Below are 18,146 nucleotides of genomic sequence, written 5' to 3' on the forward strand. Positions count from 1 at the left end.
AGAAAATCAATTTAAAAATGAAAAAAGCATTATTTATATTAGGTACATTGTTAGCAATTGTTGCGTGTAAGAATGATTCTAAAAAAACCTCAGAATCAACGATTCAAAGTGAAAGCGAAGATGTAACAAAATACCCAAGCGATGTTATTTCATTTATGGATGAATGGAAAATTCTCTTAGGAGATGGTACGCATACTGATACATTGATGAATTATGAGAAAAAAGGTTTTTTTTATGTTTCAAATGATGGTAAGACAGATTGGGTAGTATATAAAACACCTAATTCTGGCATTACTTCACGAACTTCAAGTAATACAAGAACAGAATTAGGACAACTCAAACATTGGACTCCTAAAACAGGAGGCAAACTAACAGGGACATTAAAAGTGCAACATGTATCTACTTCTGGTGATGCCAGGGTTGCTGCTTCATATTCTGTAGTTATTGGTCAAATTCATAGTGATGAAGGACATGAAAATGAGCCTTTAAAAATCTATTATAAAAAATTTCCTGGCCACAAAAAAGGATCCGTGTTTTGGAATTATGAAATCAATACTGAAGGGGATAACTCAGAAAGATGGGATTTCTCTACTGCTGTTTGGGGGTATGATATGTCTGTTTTAGGATCAAATCCAAACACGTATCCCGAAGAGCCTACCGATGGTATTGAGTTAGGTGAAGTGTTCAATTATACAGTAAATGTGTATAAAGGTATTATGTATCTCACTTTTATAAGTGATAATCATGAAACTAAAACATTTACAAAAAATTTGATTTCATCCGAATATACTAATGACTCAGATATTCCAGAACAAATTAGAAGATTATATGCTGTCATAGATCGGGATGGTACAGAACAGCCAAATGCATACGCTGAGGAATTACAATATTTTAAACAAGGCGCATATAACCAAACCAATGGGAAAGATCCAGAAACGAATATGATCTGGAGTACTGGTGCAGAAATTTACAATGGAGATATAGAAAAGCAGTATGCAAATGGAAGCTACACAGAAGTTTGGTTTAAAGAAGCTACGGTAGGCGTAGGTGTATCGCCAGATAAATAGAACTATACAGATTTGACATTTTAGAATTATTATAATTCAGATAGTAATGATCACGCTTTCGCGAAAGCGTAAAAAACAACTATAAATATGGAAGTCAACACACCTAAAATATCGCTATTTAAAAAGATTATAGCGTTAATACTAGGCTTTGGGCCTGGTATTTTTGCTATTGGTTATACCATTGGAACAGGTAGTGTTACATCGATGATTGTCGCTGGCAGCAAGTTTAATATGCAATTATTATGGGTGCTTTTATTGAGTTGTCTTTTCTCTGGTGTGTTAATGTTTGCTTACGGAAATTATGCATTACTAACAGGCAATACCGCACTTTACGGATTTAAAAAGCATTTAAAGTATGGTAAAGTTTTAGCCATATTAATAATTATTGGGGTCACCTTTGGGCAATGGAATTCACTTATGGGAATTTTAGGAATTTCCTCCAATATTATTTTTGAAATCTTAGCATTAAATTTTGAAGGATTAAGTGCGTATGAGTATGAAACTGTTTTAACAATAGCTATTGTAATAATCGTCACCTTTTATTTGTTGATGCTTGTTGGTAAATATACTTTCTTTGAAAAAATACTAATCATATTTGTAACCCTAATGGGGTTTTCATTCTTACTTTCATTACTTTTTGTACAACCCCTTTCAATAGATGTAGTTAAGGGATTGGCACCTACAATACCTGATGTTCCCGGTGGAAAAATGTTAGTAGCAGCCTTTGTGGGTACGACTATGGCAGCAGCTACATTTTTGTCTCGCCCTTTGTTTGTAAAAGGAAAAGGATGGACAATTAAGAATTTGAAACAACAAAAAAGAGATGCCATTACAGCAGCTATTTTAATATTTGTGATAAGTGCAACGATAATGGCTGTAGCAGCAGGCGCATTATTTTATCAAGGCAAAGAAGTGACACATGTGTTAGATATGGCAAATACCTTAGAGCCAGTTGCAGGTAAATGGGCAGTTACTATTTTCTTCTTTGGAGCATTAAGTGCGGGGTTATCATCTATTTTTCCTTGTTTATTAATCGCACCTTTATTAATAGCTGATTACCAATCAGGAACATTAGACACCAATTCCCGTCAGTTTAGAGTTATTACAGCTATTGCTTGTTTAGTGGCTTTAATCGGGCCAGCTTTTGGTGCAAATCCTATTGAAATTCAAATTTTATCTCAGGTATTTAATGTGTTTGTTCTACCAATTGTAGTACTAGGTATTATTCTTATGTTAAGCAGTAAAAAAGTAATGAAAGAGTATAAAACTAGTTTAGGTGTTTATATTGGAATGTATGCTGCACTATTCTTTTCATTAGTGATTTCTTATAACGGTATAATAGCACTTTTAGAATATTTCTAATAATTAATTGATATCAAAAAAAACCAAGATATTTATTTAGCAACTGAAGTTAAACAATAAAACAATGAATAAAAAAATCATCATATCAGGAGCAACGTTCTTATTCCTCAGTATTTCCCTAATACTTACTAGCTGTACTAATACGGCTAAAAAAACGAACACTTCGACTTCACTTAGTACAAGTGAAGTCGAAGTGCAAAAAACTGTTTACGCAAGTGATGTCATTCCATTTTTCGATCATTGGAAATTAATTTTAGGTGACGGTTCAAATGCTGGTGTTGTAAATAATTTTGAAAACAAAGATTTCTTCTATACTGCAAATGATGGCAGTAATAATTGGGTAGTTTATAAAGCACCCAACTCAGGAGATACTCATGGCACTTCAAACAATACAAGAACGGAACTAGCTCAAGCAAAAAAATGGTCTCCTTTAACAGACGCTAAATTAACAGCAACACTTAAAGTAACAAATGTATCATCTACTGGTGACGCCCGAGTAGCAGCTTCATATTCTGTAGTTGTAGGTCAGATTCATAGTGCAGATGGGCATGAGAATGAACCACTTAAAATATTTTACAAAAAATTCCCTGGTCATACAAAAGGGTCTATTTTTTGGAATTATGAAATTAATACGCTAGGTGATGATAATTCTGGAAGATGGGACTATTCATCAGCAGTTTGGGGCAATAATTTTTCTGTTGTTGGCACCGATGAAAACACCTACCCGGAAGAACCTATAGATGGTATTGCTTTAGGTGAAGAATTTAGTTATGAAATTGAAGTTAAGGATGGTATTATGAACTTGAAATTTATTAGTGAAGGACATGAAACTAAATCGTTTACAAAAAACTTAATCGAATCAGAATACACAACCACTACCAATATACCTAAGCAAACACAAAATTTATTTGTGCCAATTGGTCAAGACGGTGTAGAACGTAAAAATGCGTACGCTAGTGAAGGTCTCTTTTTCAAGCTTGGTTCTTATAATCAAACCAATGGAAAATCTCCCGAAGTAAATAAAGTATGGTGTTCTGGTGCAGAAACGCATGGAGGTGATATTCAAAAGCAATATGAAGACGGAAACTATGCTGAAGTTTGGTTTAAAACAGCAAGTATCTATGTAAGTGATGCTGCCGTGTCCAATGATGGTTATTTTATTAAAAATGATTAGTTCAATTAATTTAGAATACCATGAATAACAATGATAAATTAGTTACTAAAAATGTCCTTATAACTGCTGGTGCCCAAGGAATTGGCGAATCAATTACTAGGCATTTTATTGATAGCGGAGCCAATGTTGCTATCCATTATTTTTCTAGTACTGAGATGGCAAATCAATTGATGGAATATGCAATAAGCAAAGGACAAAAAGCGGTTATTATACCTGGTGACTTAACAAACGAAGCCGATGCAAATACAATAGTCGAAAAAACAATAGAATCGTTTGGAGGACTGGATATCCTGATCAACAACGCAGGTTCACTTGTTGCACGTAAAATGCTAAACGAGATGGAAACTGAATTCTGGCACAAAGTAATGGATATCAATCTCACATCTATGATGTTTGTGATACGTGCTGCATCTCCTCATTTAGCAAAAAATGAGAATAGTAGTATTATTAACTTGGCATCACTCGCTGGACGAAAAGGAGGGCATCCAGGATCGTTAGCTTATGCTACCAGCAAAGGGGCAATTCTAACACTAACTCGGGCACTATCTACAGAATTGGGGCCTCAAGGTATTCGAGTCAACGCTGTTGCTCCGGGTCTTATTCTTGGTACATCGTTTCACAATACCCATACAACAAAAGAATCAGCAGATGCAACAACGGCTAGTATTCCGATAGGACGAGCAGGTAACGCAGCCGATGTAGCGCGTGCAGTTTTATACTTGGCTTCTGAATACGACGGCTTTATTACTGGTGCAACCCTTGATATCAATGGCGGAGTTTATAATATGTAGCTTGTTGTTAAATTGTATATGATAGATAGTTAAAAACATTTTAGGCCACATTAATGCTCCAGAAGATTATATGGCTATCGAGAGGGTAATACAGCTAGGTGATTATAGTAATAAATACCACTTTCGTGAAAGCAAATAAAACATAACCCTTTCAGGTAAAAATTATGCTTAGAAAGGAAATTATACATTAAAACAAATCAAAAACTAAGTATATGAAATCATTTGGAACAAGTAAAGAATTTATATTCGGCGATGATATCGAATGGGAAATTGTGGGAGAAGGTCTCAAACGTAAAATTATGGGGTATGATGATAAGATTATGCTGGTAAAAGTAGACTTTCAAGTTGGAGCAATTGGAGTAATGCATCAGCATTATCATTCACAAGTTACTTATGTCGAAAGTGGTGAATACGAATTAACCATTGGAAATGAGACAAAAACGGTTCGTGGTGGCGATTCTTTCTATATACCACCAAACGTGATGCATGGGGCAATTTGTACTAAAGCTGGGATACTTATTGATGTTTTTAGTCCAATTCGTGAAGATTTCATGGAATAAACTCGACAGAATACTTTTCCTAATATTACTAATAGTGCAGTAATTCGTATAGGGATTTAAGGTGTTTTTAATAAAAATCTTAAAATTTTAACACTATAATTTGCATTAACAAATATTTATTATCATATTTGGTAAACCAATCTGGTTAACCACTTTGGCAAACCAATAAAAAAGGACAGCTTCGACACTGTCCTTCTAATTAACTTCTGGTAGGAAGTACAAATAAGCTCAAAGAACTTATTTTGTTGTAAAAATAGTAAATCGTTTACAGAAACTACAACATTTAATTTTTTTTGAGAATTATTTTAAAAAAACAAATTAATTCAATCTTAAATTATTAATTATGAATGTAAAAACTAAGTTTTCCTTAGTATTCTTCTTTCTGTTTGGGGCTATGCTTTTTGCTCAAAACAGTTATGAGTTAACTGGAAATGTTACATCTGGCACTGATGGCATTGCCATACCTGGTGTAAATGTAATAATTGAAAGTACTCAGACGGGTACTACAACAGATTTTGAAGGTAACTATCAAATTACAGTATCTACAGGAGATATTCTCCAATTTTCTTATGTAGGTTTTGCAACTCAGACAATCACTATTACAGGGCAACCTACTTTAAATGTAGTACTTGCAATAGACAATACACTAGATGAAGTAGTGGTAGTTGGGTACGGTACTCGAAAAAAGAGTCATTTAACAGGTGCTATTGCTAAAGTAGGAGGAGAAGAAGTTGCTGCAATTCAAGCAAATCGTGTGGATGATGCATTAGCAGGTAAACTAGCAGGTGTATTGATTAAAAATCAAAATGGAGAACCTGGGGCAGCTCCAACAATTCTAATTAGAGGATCTGCATCTGTTAACGGTAATTCAAGTCCGTTAATTGTTGTGGATGGATATCCAATTTCAGGAGATTTAGGAACTATTAACCCAAACGATATTCAAAGCATAGAAGTGTTAAAAGATGGTGCTTCTGCTGCTATTTATGGTTCTAGAGGAGCAAATGGAGTTGTTTTGGTTACAACTAAAAAAGGAAAACAAGGAAAAACTAGTTTTAGTTACAACACATACTTTAGTACATCAAATAAGTACGAAAGAGACAATCTACTAATGAATGCTGGAGAATGGGCTAATACTATAGAGTCTAATATTGCCAATGGAAGTTGGGATGTTTCCGAAGTAGACCCAGCTTTATTGGATTATAGAATAAATGCCTTTAGAAATTCGCCAGGAGCTATAAGTCCAGAAGAATGGCTTTTTCAAACTGGTAATACGATAAGCAATAACTTCAGTATGACTGGAGGTAATGAAGACGTAAGATATTTTGCTTCGTTAGGTCATTTAGATACCGAGGGAGTTGCAATTACTCAGGAATTTGAAAGATATAATGTACGTTTGAGTATCGATGCTAAATTGGGGGAAAAGTTCAAGACAGGAATGAGTTTTAATGGATTCTATTCCGATAGAGCACTACTCGCTCATGATCAAAGAGATCTTTTGAGAGCATATGGAGTCCACCCTATTTTTCATACAGAAGAGTCTATTGCATTTGTTCAACAACTCAATAATGAAGCAGTAGCTTTGGGACTTGCACCATTTGATGATGGTTATAGAGGAGGTGATGCCCCTTTTAATAATAGCATCTTTACATTACAACCAGGTGATACGGCGCAAGACTGGCACTATGGAAGATCTGGAAATGGTATTGGAGGATCTGGAGATGCAGGTCCTGCAACAAAACTTAATAACCAGGAACGGACACAAAGAACCTATTTTGGTAATTTTAATTCGTACTTACAATATAGTATCATAGATGGGCTAAATATAAGAACCGTACTTGGGGCAGACCTTGAAGATACTCAACAATATCGTTATAGAGGACTTGAGGCAGATTCTAGAGCACGTAGCACTCAAACTAACTTAAATCAAACAGATTTAAAAAGAAGTTCAGTATTAAGTGAGACTACATTAAATTATGCAAAAGTATTTGGTAAGCATGACCTCGCTGCAGTAGTAGGACTTGAATTTCAAAATTTCTATAGAAGAGGGATTGCTGTAAATGGGACAAATGTACCCTTTGGAGAAATTATTAATTTTAATCTATTAGACCCTGCTGACATCACTACAACAGAAAGGGACGAGACTATTACTAGAAGAAGTGTCTTTGGAAGAATTAACTATGCCTATGACGATCGCTTTTTGTTATCAGTATCTGTGAGAAGAGATGGTGATTCTCGCTTTGGCGAAAATAATAGATATGAAACATTCCCAGCACTTTCTTTTGGATGGAACATACACAACGAATCATGGTATAGCTCGGATTTATTAAACTTATTAAAACTAAGGTTTAGCACCGGTTCTTTAGGATCTACCTCTGATTTAGGAGCCTACAATTCATTGAGTCTTTTAAATCCTCAAGCTACAATTTTTGGTACTGGATTTTTAATTCCATCAGATATAGCAAACCCAGATTTAACTTGGCAAACCACTACAGAGAGAAACTATGGTAGTGATTTAGGTTTCCTAAACAACCGTATTAGAGTAGGTGTAGATTACTATACATCAGATATTGAAGATATCTTAATTAATCAGAGCGTATCAGAAGTTTTTGGTACCCCTTCAATAAGACTAAATGCTGGTGATGTGAGAAGTTCTGGATTTGAACTTGAGCTATCTGCAAATGTTATACAAAAACAAGATTTTACTTTGACTGTAGGAGGTAACTTATCTACAGTAAACACAGAGATTACAGCACTTAATGATGGTTCACTTGAATTGCCTCGACAAATTTATGGACAGAGCGGTAGAGGTCCCATCTTTAGAAATTATGTAGGTGGAGAAATAGGTGAGATGTGGGGATTAGAAAGCGAAGGACTTGTTGAATCTATACACATAGCAGATCCAACGAGAACTTTAGGAGCCGATAGTGGTGAAGTTTATGTGGTAGATCAAAATGGTGATGGTGTAATAGATGCAACAAGAACTGTTGAAGAAGGTGGAGATTTAGTTAAAATAGGACAAAATACACCAGATTTTTACTGGGGTTTTAATACTTCAATGAAATATAAAGATTTTGACTTGTCTATGCAATGGCAAGGATCTCATGGAGCAGAAGTCTTTAATGTAGATCCACTTTACTGGCAATCTCAGTTTGGTGGAAGATTACGAGATAGTTTTGATGCTAATGATGATGGAATTGCCGATGCAAGTGGGCGTCATTATACGAGAGCAAGAGATCAAACATCTTCTGCAATACAAGATGCATCTTATGTAGCGTTAAGAAATCTGACTATAGGATATGAGTTTGATCAAGGTTTGACTGGTAAAGTAGGTTTAACATCAGCGAGATTATATCTTGCAGCTACTAACTTGTTATATTTCTGGTCAAGTGAGTACACCTCTTTTAATCCTGAAGGAATAGAGACAACAAATTCTGGTTATGCAGGTCCTGTTACAAATGGGGTACAAGTAGGAGCAAGTCCAATTGTTAGAAGCTTTTCACTTGGTTTAAATGTTAATTTTTAAAATAAAGAAAAAATGAAAAAAATATATTTATTACTAGGACTATTGGTGTTAACAATAGCATGTGAGGATACAGATTTGGATCAATTCCCACCAAATATTGCTAGTTCAGGATCTTTGACAGATTTTGCTGGAGTTTTAAATGCAGCATATTTCTATCAACTAGGGGCTGTTACGCCTATAGCAGTGATGGGTGATTTTAGAGCAGATAATGCGTTTATGGAAGAAGAACCATTCCCTGCATTTGATAGGTTCAATAGTGATTTAACAGATATGGAAGATCAATTTTTCGGACCTTTATATACGGCTTTATATAGATCAATAATAAGTGCGAATAATGTCATTATAAATTCTACAGACATGACTCAAGTAGGAGAAGCTAAGTTTTTAAGAGCATTATCTTACTTTAAACTAGTGCAAGTATTTGGTGATGTTCCTGTCACTCTATTTGTACCAGACATAGGAGACATTTCTACTTTTGATTTAACAAGACAGCCTGCCGATGATATTTATAATAATGTGATCATTCCTGATTTGATAGATGCAGTAGCTACTTTAGATAATGGTAGTATATCAAGCGGTAGAGCATCTCAAATAGCTGCGCAGGGCTTATTGGGTAGAGTATATATGCATAGAGGTAATTTTGGTAATGCAGAATCACATCTTGCAGCTGTTGTAAATGGAGCTGCTGCTGCAGGGATTAGTTTGCAAGACAACTTTGCTGATATTTTTGGAGAGGCAAATGATTTGAATTCAGAAATCATTTTTGCTACCCAAGTATCAAGTTCTATAGTAGATGAATATGGTTTTTCTGAATTTTGGTCTTGGTCTGGTGGTCTTGACACAAAATCTCTTACGCCATTAGATCTGTCTTTAGTTGCTGCTTTTGATGCAAGCCCTGGAGACTTAAGAAGAGCGACAACTATTAATGAGGAAACTTTGGCTTCTCCAAAATTCCCTCAAACAGGAGGCCCTGATCACGATTGGATAGAACTGAGATTAGCAGATGTTATTTTATTATATGCAGAAGCATTAAATGAAAACGGTTCTTCACCAGAGAATGTACTTGATCTTTTAGACCCTATACGAACTAGAGCTGGATTAGCTGCTTTGGATCATACAGTCCTTAATACTCAGCCTTTAGTTAGACAAGCTATTGCCGATGAAAGAAGGCTAGAGTTAGCTTTTGAAGGACAAAGATGGTTTGATTTGGTTAGAACGGGTACTGCTCAATCAGTATTAAATTTTACAGATGCAAACTATTTAGTAGCCCCTATTCCAATCTCAGAAATCCTTGTAAGTGATGGAGTGATTACTCAGAATCCGGGATACTAATAAACTAAAAACAGGCTTTGATGTTTCATTTGATGAAAAACGTACCGTTAACACATATTGATTAGCCTGTTCTTAAGTGTTTTAATTCTTACTGGCTTAATTCTTAGCCAGTAAGAATTATTTAAAAGACGTAAAAGCTTTATGGGACAAAAAAGTATTTGATAAACATTACTGTTCTATGAGTTTTATTTAACTTAGAGTGTCCATTTTGGATAACCAATTATTGAAAAAAAGTTTATGAAAGTAGAAATTCTTAATCTAAATGGAAACTACTCGATTCAAAAGCAGGTCATTGCAAAGATCGGAGACTTGATTAATCACAAGAACCTAGAACCGGGAGATAAATTACCTTCGGAACGAATGCTTTCGGAAAAATTTAAGGTTACAAGGGGGATTATTCGTGAGGCTATTCAGAAATTGGAATTTTATGGACTACTAAAATCAATACCACAAAGTGGAACATTTGTGGCAAATATTGGTGTTATCGCTCTTAACGGGATGATAGATGACATCTTAACACTTGAAGCTCCAGATTTTAAATCACTTGTGGAAACTAGAATTTTATTAGAGCTTAAAACTGCCCGTCTTGCTGCATTGAGGAGAACAGATGATGACCTTAAAAAAATGCAAGAAGCACTCACTGCGTATACAGATAAAGTACTCAATGGTGAAGATGCTATGCAAGAAGATTTACTGTTTCATCTAGCCATAGCAAGGGCTTCAGGAAATAGTACAATGAACAATTTTATGTTAATTATCACTCCAGAGATAATTACAAATTTTGAAAAATATCATGTCTGTGATTCTGGAATGGCACAATCAGGAATCGAGGAACATAGAAGGATTTATGAAGCTATAGAAGAACAAGATCCTCAAAAAGCAAAGGCGATGATGAAAAAACATTTTAAGGCATTATATCAATATTGTTATAATATTTAAAACAATGATGAGTACGCTTTCGCGAAAGCGTATCCCCCGCAAAACATATAAAAATATCAATAGCTATTCTCATATGGCTTAGGTGGTTTATGTCTTTTTTGACTAAAAACTAAGTAAAAAATAAAGATTTATGAAACTAAAAGGATTACGGTGGTGGATTATAAGCCTAATTTTTATTGCTACAGTCATTAATTATGTTGATAGGACCGCTTTTGCATTATTGTGGCCGCAGATGGGTGAGGATCTAGGAATGGATAATTCTGATTATGCTTTAATGCTTAATATATTCTTGATCACGTATGCAGCAAGTAAATTTTTATCAGGTAGACTTTACGATCAAATAGGTACTCGATTAGGTTTTGTTGTATCCATTATAGTATGGTCTACGGCAGCGGCTTTTCATGCTTTAGCAAGAGGAGTAATATCGCTATCTATAGTCCGTGGACTATTAGGTCTTGGAGAGGCTGGACTTTGGCCTGGTGCAGTAAAAAGTAATGGCGAGTGGTTTCCAGTAAAACAAAGGGCATTAGCACAAGGTATTTTTAATGCAGGGGCTTCCATTGGTAATGTGGTAGCACCCGTTATCATAGTATATCTATATGCACAATTTGGATGGAAGTCTACATATTTAATATTAGGAGCCTTAGGATTACTTTGGATTATCCCATGGTTTATTATAAATAAATCAAAACCAAAAAGTCATCCTTGGATTACAGAAGAAGAAAGAACTTTATTACTTAATGATAGAATAAAGAACAATAATGTTGAGGTAGAAGGAGCAAAAAGCTTAAGTGTTGGGAAAATATTAAGTTTCAAACAATCTTGGGGGGTGTTATTATGCAGATTTTTCATAGAGCCGATATGGTGGTTCTTTGCTGGATGGATGCCTATATACCTCAATAGTAAATTCGGGCTAAGCATCGAAGAAATTGGTAAAACAATGTGGATCTCTTATCTAATGGCTGCAGCTGGCGGTATACTTGGAGGGTTATTTACAGAAGCAATCATAAAACGAATTTCTGTAGATATAGGTAGGAAAGTAAGCATCGCTTTAGGAAGTTTTTTAATTATAATAGGTTTTGTCTCTATTATATTATTTGTGGATGACTCTAACTACATGACATTTATTTACCTAGCAGGATTAGCACTTTTTGGTTTTCAATTTGCCATAGGAAATATTCAAACCTTATCTAGTGATTTATTTAGAGGTCCATCTGTAGGAACTTTAGCTGGACTCGCTGGAACTGTAGCGGCATTTTCGCCTATAATAATGAATTGGTTTATTGGAAGAATAACAGTGGGAGGGTCTTATACACCAGCATTTATAGCTATTACGGTGTCAGTGGTACTAGCGGTAGTATCTATTTTATTATTAATTAGAAAAGTGAAGTTAGTAGTAAATACAGAAAATTAATCCTATTCAAAAACGATTTAAAAATTAAAGAACAATGAGTAATAATAAAGGAAAAATAGCCATAATAACTGGAGCTACAGGAGGCATTGGTTTCGCAGTTGCCAAAAGATTAGGTCAGGATGGATATACTGTAATTTTAAATGGTATTGATGACGATGCAGGAGCAAAAAGAGTAGAAGAGTTAAGAACAGAAGGAATTACTGCCGAATATTACGGATTCGATGTAACAAAAGAAGAGGATGTAACCTCTAATATAAAAGCAATCGGAGAAAAATATGGTAAAATTGATGTCCTAGTTAATAATGCTGGCGGCTTAGGTGGAAGATCTAGGTTTGAAGAGATGACAACTGAATTCTATCGCTTTGTAATGGCACTCAATCTTGATTCTGTATTCTTTGCTTCAAGAGCAGCAATACCTTTTCTTAAAGGTGGAGAACATCCTTCTATCATTAATTATACGTCTAATGCTGGGTGGAACGCTGGAGGTCCTGGAGCAGGAATCTACGGAACATCAAAAGCCGCTGTACATACTATAACAAGAGCATTAGCAAAAGATCTTGCCGAATATGGCATTCGAGTAAATGCAGTCTCTCCTGGTACTATTGACACAGATTTTCATAAACAAATCAAAGAAACAAAACCAGAAGTTTTTGCATCTTGGGCTAATAATATTATGTTGGGTCGCTTAGGTCAACCTGAAGATGTAGCCTCTGTGGTTTCATTCTTAGCAAGTAGTGATGCCGCCTTCTTAACAGCAGAAACCATTCAAGTAGGTGGTGGACAAGCTTTGGGAATTTAAAAATTATGATTTTATTGCTGAGTAATTTAATTTTGACTTAACTGGCTTTTTAGAAAAAAGGTTAGTTGTAAAATATTATAAATGGGTAAAGTAGTCACCTTTGGAGAAATTATGTTACGCCTCTCAACAGAGCGTTTCTTAAGGTTTTCCCAAGCCAAAACATTTGGCGCGACGTATGGTGGTGGAGAGTTTAATGTGGCTGTTTCTCTAAGTAATCTAGGAGTTTCAACAGATTTTGTCACGCGACTTCCTAACAATGAAATAGGTGATACAGCACTTCAAGAGATCAATAAACTTGGTGTTGGTAGTAGACATATTTTAAGAGGAGGTGACAGACTTGGAATTTATTTTTTAGAAACTGGAGCTGGTACTAGAGCAAGTAATGTTGTTTATGATCGTGCTGGTAGTTCTATGGCAACCCTTACTAAGGACTCTTTTGATTGGGAAACCATTTTTGAAGGAGCAAGTTGGTTCCATTGGAGTGGAATCACACCAGCTATTTCAGAACAGGCAGCTTTAGAATGTTTGAAAGCTGTAAAAGTGGCAAAACAAATGGGATTGACCATTTCTACAGATTTGAATTACCGTTCTAAATTATGGAAATGGGGAAAAGAACCTAAGGAGGTGATGCCAGAATTACTTACCTATAGTCATTTGATTTTAGGCGATATTGATACGGCATATTTTATGCTCGGCGAAAATAAAGTTCAACCCAATTATCAAGATGAGAAATCACTTCCAATGCTTTATGATAAACTATTTACGCGCTGTCCAGATCTTAAAAAGGTTGCGACTACGTTGCGATATTCGGTAAGTGCATCGCATCAACGTATCGGTGGACTATTATATAATGGGGAGCAGATTTTTAAAGCTCATATTCAGGAAGTAACACCCGTAGTAGATCGTGTAGGAAGTGGAGATGCCTTTATGGGTGGTCTTGCTTTTGGACTCATTGATTCACCGCTAGATATGCAACGAGCTATTGACATTGCAGTGGCGTCTTGCTGTCTTAAACATACGATTTATGGTGATTATAACCTTGTATCCTTACAGGATATAGAACGTTTTATGGACGGAGACCAAACCGGTAAAGTATCTAGATAACTTATGGCAAGATTTACAAGAATAGAAGTAGCACAAGCAATGAAAGAAACGGGAATCGTACCGTTATTTTATAATGAATCTTTAGATGTCGGAAAACAAATTTTAAGAGCTTGCTATAATGGAGGTGCACGAGTGATTGAATTTACGAGTCGCGGAGAGAATGCTCATAAAGTTTTTGATGCGTTGTGCGCTTTCGCGAAAGCAGAATTACCTCAACTTATATTAGGTGTAGGTTCCATTACAGATGGTGCCGCTGCATCACTTTATATGCAATTAGGAGCCAACTTTATTGTGACACCTGTTCTTAGAGAAGATATTGCAGTAGTCTGTAACAGAAGAAAAATTTTATGGTCACCTGGTTGTGGCTCATTAACCGAAATTGCCAGAGCAGAAGAATTAGGTTGTGAGATTGTAAAGTTATTCCCTGGAGGAATTTATGGGGCACAGTTTGTAAAAGCCATAAAAGGACCATGTCCATGGACTTCGATAATGCCTACAGGTGGAGTTTCACCTACTAGAGAAAGTTTAGAAGAATGGTTTAATGCTGGTGTTACATGCGTTGGAATGGGATCAAAACTTATTGCCCCAGATGCTAATGGAAACTGGGACTATAAGATTATAGAAGATAAAACAAAACATGCCATCGCTCTTGTAAGATCTATAAGAAACGAATAAGCATATAAGATATTTAAAAGAGCATTCAAAAATTTGAATTAGTTTGCTTACTAAATTGAATGCATAACAAGGGGTATCAAAAAAAGATACCCTTTGTTTGTATATGTAGATTTCTTTATAGCTATTACAGAAGCGCGAGAAACGTAGATTTCTTCTTATATAGACTCTCAATTATTTTTACATAATCTTAAAATCCCACAAGTTTTAGACTTGATCCATAATCATTATCTGTGATACTTATGTTGTACTTACTCCATAAAAAAAGCCCTCACATTTCTGTAAAGGCTTGATTTTTCTAGTAGCGGGAACTGGACTCGAACCAGTGACCTTCGGGTTATGAGCCCGACGAGCTGCCTACTGCTCTATCCCGCGATATATGTTTCCAATAACACTTTTCTTGATTAGGCCATCAGTACTGCGCTATCGGACGGCAAATATACAATGGTTTTTTGAGTTAGGGCAATTTTTTTTATAAAATTTACAGATAAAATTAAAAAAAACATGACCCTATAAAAACTTCGATATATATTTCTAAATATTAGACACTTACTTCAGCTATCCAAGAGATAGCAGCTATTCGATCTTTAATTGGAAAGTACTGTAATCTAGCTCCTATTAATGCATTATCAATAACCGCAAGTGCATGAATCCATTTTCTATCAGTCACCAAAGCAATTTTATCAAAACGGCTTGCATATTCTAACGGAAATAATGCCCCTATAGTCGCAGCACTTAATGAAAAATTCTCAATGTTGCCATCTTCTAAGTATAAGCTAATCTTATCATGTGTCTTAAACTTTTCTAAAATATGAGATCGAAGATTTAAAATAGCTGCTTTATCCATAATCCCTTCTATAACATAACCTATGATATTATCAGCAAAACTAAAATCTTTTAACATAACATCTATGGGAGACAATTTATAAGAATTAATATATAAATTAGAATTGACTCCTGAAACCCATTGCATAGCATCAACACGTTCTTCCGAAGTATAATTACGTACATCACCACTTATGAATTGATTATTTATAGCCGATAACAAATGTATCCAAGATCTATCTGTTACCATAGCTACTTTATCAAATCGCTTATGATGTTGCAAAGGGAAAATAATCCCTACAATGACAGAGTATAATGTAAAATATTCTACCCCCCTATCTTCTAGGTAAATATTAATACGATTGTGAATTTCTAACTTTTGTTCAATCTGATCCTGCAATGCTTCAATAGTTTGTGCATCCATGGGGCCGTCAAACACATACGCAATCGTATTATCTGCTAAATCGTAATCTAAAACCATAGCTAATAAAACTTAAAATAAATAAATAAATTGTTAGCTAGCTAACAAAAAAGTGTATTCTCAAAAAAAACACGATCAGTAGCAATCGAGTTATTAAGTCGTACTTTTTTATAAAAAGAAGTTCCACACAATTCCAAATCGAACATTAAAGTCTCGATATGGGTATCCAGGAGCACTAAAAAAACTATTATCTGAAAAGCCACTATTGAGGTGTTCGGCTTTAAAGAAAATTCGAGTCTGGCGTACTTTCATGTTTACAAAAAAGTCTATCAAAGGAAACCCTCCTATTTCTTGTCCATTTTGCACATAAAATTCAGCCAAAATAGGGTCATATGCATTTAAATTATATTCTGTAAAATACTGTACAGTAACTCCTGTTTGAATAAGCAACGCCTTTTTAAACAATCTATCTGTAAAATATAGACTTCCTCGTGTTAGAATATCTGGTGTATTAAGAATTCTTTCTGCTCCACTTACATTTTGAAAAGTAATTGTCGCATCAAGACCAAACTTCCCTACTGTAACTTCTCTATTTGCCGTTACTTTAAGGTGATTAATCGTTTCGCTTGTTTGAAAAGAAGTGACAAGCCCACTATCTTCAGAGGTTCCAAAATAAGCATAATCTGTTATTGTACTTGCCGATGCATCCAGATTAATCCATTTTTTTGCTTCTAAACGTGCAGAAAGCGTATTTGTTTTTACATTCTCATAGGTAAGCGCATTATGCCAATTATAATTAATATAATTACTCTGATATAATAGATGATTATAAGCCGCAGGACTAGAATTGCTTAATATGCTCGCAGAAAACACTTTATCTGGAGCAATATCATAAGAAGCTTTTCCATATATATTATATCCATCAAAATCGCCTACAACATTTACTTGCGCATTTCCTTCTAGATTAATTTTTCCAATTTTATTTTTATAGCTTCCTCCTACAGCAACACTAGTTCCTTGCAATCTATTAGGAATTCGTTCTGCTCCATCGCCATCGGGAGCATCTTGAATAAGCACAGACTTATATCCATAATCATAATAAGTCGTATTTGCTTGAAATTTAATCTCTCCTAATGTCTTATCATTATATACAGCGTACAGCTCATTATACGTCTCTTCATTGTCTGTTCTATCTCTAAAATTAGACGCTTGGAAAGCTTCTCCAAAAATACTATTTGCAGCATCTTGTCTAAATTCATAAAACTTATTTTCACTATTAAATACATGTCCTATCTTAAGTGCATAATCTGTTAGACTATCCTTTTTTGAAAGCAGTTTATAATGATGATTGATATATACACGAGTACCATCAAGAATATTCTCAGCATCCTCAAAGTTTACTTGAAGTGTAGACCGGTCATCAAACTGACCATCATTACTAGTAAACTGCTCAATCGCTTGTTCTTGCAATCCACCATTTTCTTGATTTAATAAATCTTGAGCTACCCAATGTGCTTTGATATGATATCTGTTATTCTTGGTTCTATAATTTCCAGCCGCTCTGAAATTTCCAGTACTTGTAAGTGCATTTTGGTATTTTCCTAAACTACGCAACCCTTTATAAGCTATAGAAAAGTTAAGCCTTGGCGATGTATTAATAGTAAAAAAAGCATCTAGTTGTTGTCCTTGTTCAAACGCACTTCTATAATACAACTCTGTAAAAGGAGTTGGTAAATAATAATATTTAATATCATCAACGCCTAGGTAATTAAAATGCCTTGCTTGAGCGACACTGTTAGGAAGTGTAGATTGTTTATCAAAGTCATACACTAATGTATTATAGGTTTGTCCTGTATTTGCAAAAGGAAGTAATCCATAACGGTCCTTTCGTAAATAGTTAAACTTATAGTCCTTTGCAATAGTAAGTGAAGTATCTACTGTAATCGTATCATTCTTAATAGATATAATTTTATAGTCCTCTACAGGAGGTCTCACAAAATCTGCGACCTTATTATTACTTATAGTACCTTGCGCACTTCCTCTAGTTCCGACATCTTGTCTTCCTAGCGTAGGAAACTGAGCATATACAGAAGAGGTAACTATTAAAAAAAATAAAACGACAAATGCCTTCATATATAATTTTGAAGAGCCAAAGTTAATTTT

General features: G+C 34.9%; 14 protein-coding genes and 1 tRNA gene. 12 read left to right on the plus strand and 3 right to left on the minus strand.

All coding sequences use genetic code 11. From position 1 onward, the window contains the following. Positions 1-17 precede the first annotated feature (17 nt). The 12 genes from ABJD27_RS11980 to ABJD27_RS12035 all read left to right on the plus strand — a co-directional run bounded on the left by ABJD27_RS11980 (position 18) and on the right by ABJD27_RS12035 (position 14,740). Positions 18-1,067, plus strand: a complete 1,050-nt coding sequence (locus ABJD27_RS11980; RefSeq protein WP_348162458.1) for a polysaccharide lyase family 7 protein — start codon at positions 18-20, stop codon at positions 1,065-1,067. Positions 1,068-1,154: 87 nt separating this feature from the next. Beyond that, on the plus strand, positions 1,155-2,429 hold the full coding sequence (locus tag ABJD27_RS11985; RefSeq protein WP_348162460.1) for an Nramp family divalent metal transporter: 1,275 nt from the start codon (positions 1,155-1,157) through the stop codon (positions 2,427-2,429). 64 nt (positions 2,430-2,493) lie between these two features. Next, entirely contained in the window at positions 2,494-3,603 is a 1,110-nt protein-coding gene (locus ABJD27_RS11990) for a polysaccharide lyase family 7 protein (protein WP_348162462.1), read from the plus strand. 20 nt (positions 3,604-3,623) lie between these two features. Then, positions 3,624-4,394, plus strand: a complete 771-nt coding sequence (fabG, locus tag ABJD27_RS11995) for a 3-oxoacyl-ACP reductase FabG (protein ID WP_348162464.1) — start codon at positions 3,624-3,626, stop codon at positions 4,392-4,394. A gap of 212 nt (positions 4,395-4,606) precedes the next feature. Beyond that, positions 4,607-4,954, plus strand: coding sequence for a cupin domain-containing protein (locus ABJD27_RS12000; RefSeq protein WP_348162466.1), 348 nt, complete (start codon positions 4,607-4,609; stop codon positions 4,952-4,954). A 343-nt stretch (positions 4,955-5,297) separates the two neighbouring features. Then, positions 5,298-8,477 (plus strand): TonB-dependent receptor, encoded by a 3,180-nt coding sequence (locus ABJD27_RS12005; protein WP_348162468.1) that lies wholly within the window; start codon positions 5,298-5,300, stop codon positions 8,475-8,477. A 12-nt stretch (positions 8,478-8,489) separates the two neighbouring features. Continuing rightward, on the plus strand, positions 8,490-9,809 hold the full coding sequence (locus ABJD27_RS12010) for a RagB/SusD family nutrient uptake outer membrane protein (RefSeq protein WP_348162470.1): 1,320 nt from the start codon (positions 8,490-8,492) through the stop codon (positions 9,807-9,809). A gap of 237 nt (positions 9,810-10,046) precedes the next feature. Then, positions 10,047-10,748, plus strand: a complete 702-nt coding sequence (locus ABJD27_RS12015; protein ID WP_348162472.1) for a FadR/GntR family transcriptional regulator — start codon at positions 10,047-10,049, stop codon at positions 10,746-10,748. Between the two features lie 130 nt (positions 10,749-10,878). Next, positions 10,879-12,162 carry an MFS transporter gene (locus ABJD27_RS12020; RefSeq protein ID WP_348162474.1) on the plus strand — a complete coding sequence of 428 codons (1,284 nt, stop codon included), beginning with the start codon at positions 10,879-10,881 and terminating at the stop codon, positions 12,160-12,162. 34 nt (positions 12,163-12,196) lie between these two features. After that, a complete protein-coding gene (locus ABJD27_RS12025; protein ID WP_348162476.1) occupies positions 12,197-12,961 on the plus strand; it encodes an SDR family NAD(P)-dependent oxidoreductase in 765 nt (254 codons plus the stop codon). Positions 12,962-13,042: 81 nt separating this feature from the next. Beyond that, positions 13,043-14,065 (plus strand): sugar kinase, encoded by a 1,023-nt coding sequence (locus ABJD27_RS12030; protein WP_348162478.1) that lies wholly within the window; start codon positions 13,043-13,045, stop codon positions 14,063-14,065. Between the two features lie 3 nt (positions 14,066-14,068). Then, positions 14,069-14,740 carry a bifunctional 4-hydroxy-2-oxoglutarate aldolase/2-dehydro-3-deoxy-phosphogluconate aldolase gene (locus ABJD27_RS12035; RefSeq protein ID WP_348162480.1) on the plus strand — a complete coding sequence of 224 codons (672 nt, stop codon included), beginning with the start codon at positions 14,069-14,071 and terminating at the stop codon, positions 14,738-14,740. Positions 14,741-15,039: 299 nt separating this feature from the next. Here ABJD27_RS12035 and ABJD27_RS12040 read toward each other — a convergent pair. The 3 genes from ABJD27_RS12040 to ABJD27_RS12050 all read right to left on the minus strand — a co-directional run bounded on the left by ABJD27_RS12040 (position 15,040) and on the right by ABJD27_RS12050 (position 18,116). Continuing rightward, positions 15,040-15,112, minus strand: a tRNA-Met gene (locus tag ABJD27_RS12040). A 166-nt stretch (positions 15,113-15,278) separates the two neighbouring features. After that, positions 15,279-16,043 (minus strand): STAS/SEC14 domain-containing protein, encoded by a 765-nt coding sequence (locus ABJD27_RS12045; RefSeq protein WP_348162482.1) that lies wholly within the window; start codon positions 16,041-16,043, stop codon positions 15,279-15,281. A 108-nt stretch (positions 16,044-16,151) separates the two neighbouring features. Beyond that, positions 16,152-18,116 carry a putative porin gene (locus tag ABJD27_RS12050; protein WP_348162484.1) on the minus strand — a complete coding sequence of 655 codons (1,965 nt, stop codon included), beginning with the start codon at positions 18,114-18,116 and terminating at the stop codon, positions 16,152-16,154. Positions 18,117-18,146: the final 30 nt, after the last annotated feature.

The organism is Dokdonia sp. (assembly GCF_039945015.1).
Taxonomy (GTDB): Bacteria; Bacteroidota; Bacteroidia; order Flavobacteriales; family Flavobacteriaceae; genus Dokdonia.

Excerpts from the sequence above, each read along its gene's own strand:
- fabG (WP_348162464.1), top strand. The coding sequence starts at position 3,624 with ATGAATAACAATGATAAATTAGTTACTAAAAATGTCCTTATAACTGCT.
- ABJD27_RS11985 (WP_348162460.1), top strand. The coding sequence starts at position 1,155 with ATGGAAGTCAACACACCTAAAATATCGCTATTTAAAAAGATTATAGCG.
- ABJD27_RS12045 (WP_348162482.1), bottom strand. The coding sequence starts at position 16,043 with ATGGTTTTAGATTACGATTTAGCAGATAATACGATTGCGTATGTGTTT.
- ABJD27_RS12050 (WP_348162484.1), bottom strand. The coding sequence starts at position 18,116 with ATGAAGGCATTTGTCGTTTTATTTTTTTTAATAGTTACCTCTTCTGTA.
- ABJD27_RS12010 (WP_348162470.1), top strand. The coding sequence starts at position 8,490 with ATGAAAAAAATATATTTATTACTAGGACTATTGGTGTTAACAATAGCA.
- ABJD27_RS12005 (WP_348162468.1), top strand. The coding sequence starts at position 5,298 with ATGAATGTAAAAACTAAGTTTTCCTTAGTATTCTTCTTTCTGTTTGGG.
- ABJD27_RS12030 (WP_348162478.1), top strand. The coding sequence starts at position 13,043 with ATGGGTAAAGTAGTCACCTTTGGAGAAATTATGTTACGCCTCTCAACA.
- ABJD27_RS12020 (WP_348162474.1), top strand. The coding sequence starts at position 10,879 with ATGAAACTAAAAGGATTACGGTGGTGGATTATAAGCCTAATTTTTATT.
- ABJD27_RS12035 (WP_348162480.1), top strand. The coding sequence starts at position 14,069 with ATGGCAAGATTTACAAGAATAGAAGTAGCACAAGCAATGAAAGAAACG.
- ABJD27_RS12000 (WP_348162466.1), top strand. The coding sequence starts at position 4,607 with ATGAAATCATTTGGAACAAGTAAAGAATTTATATTCGGCGATGATATC.
- ABJD27_RS11980 (WP_348162458.1), top strand. The coding sequence starts at position 18 with ATGAAAAAAGCATTATTTATATTAGGTACATTGTTAGCAATTGTTGCG.
- ABJD27_RS12025 (WP_348162476.1), top strand. The coding sequence starts at position 12,197 with ATGAGTAATAATAAAGGAAAAATAGCCATAATAACTGGAGCTACAGGA.
- ABJD27_RS11990 (WP_348162462.1), top strand. The coding sequence starts at position 2,494 with ATGAATAAAAAAATCATCATATCAGGAGCAACGTTCTTATTCCTCAGT.
- ABJD27_RS12015 (WP_348162472.1), top strand. The coding sequence starts at position 10,047 with ATGAAAGTAGAAATTCTTAATCTAAATGGAAACTACTCGATTCAAAAG.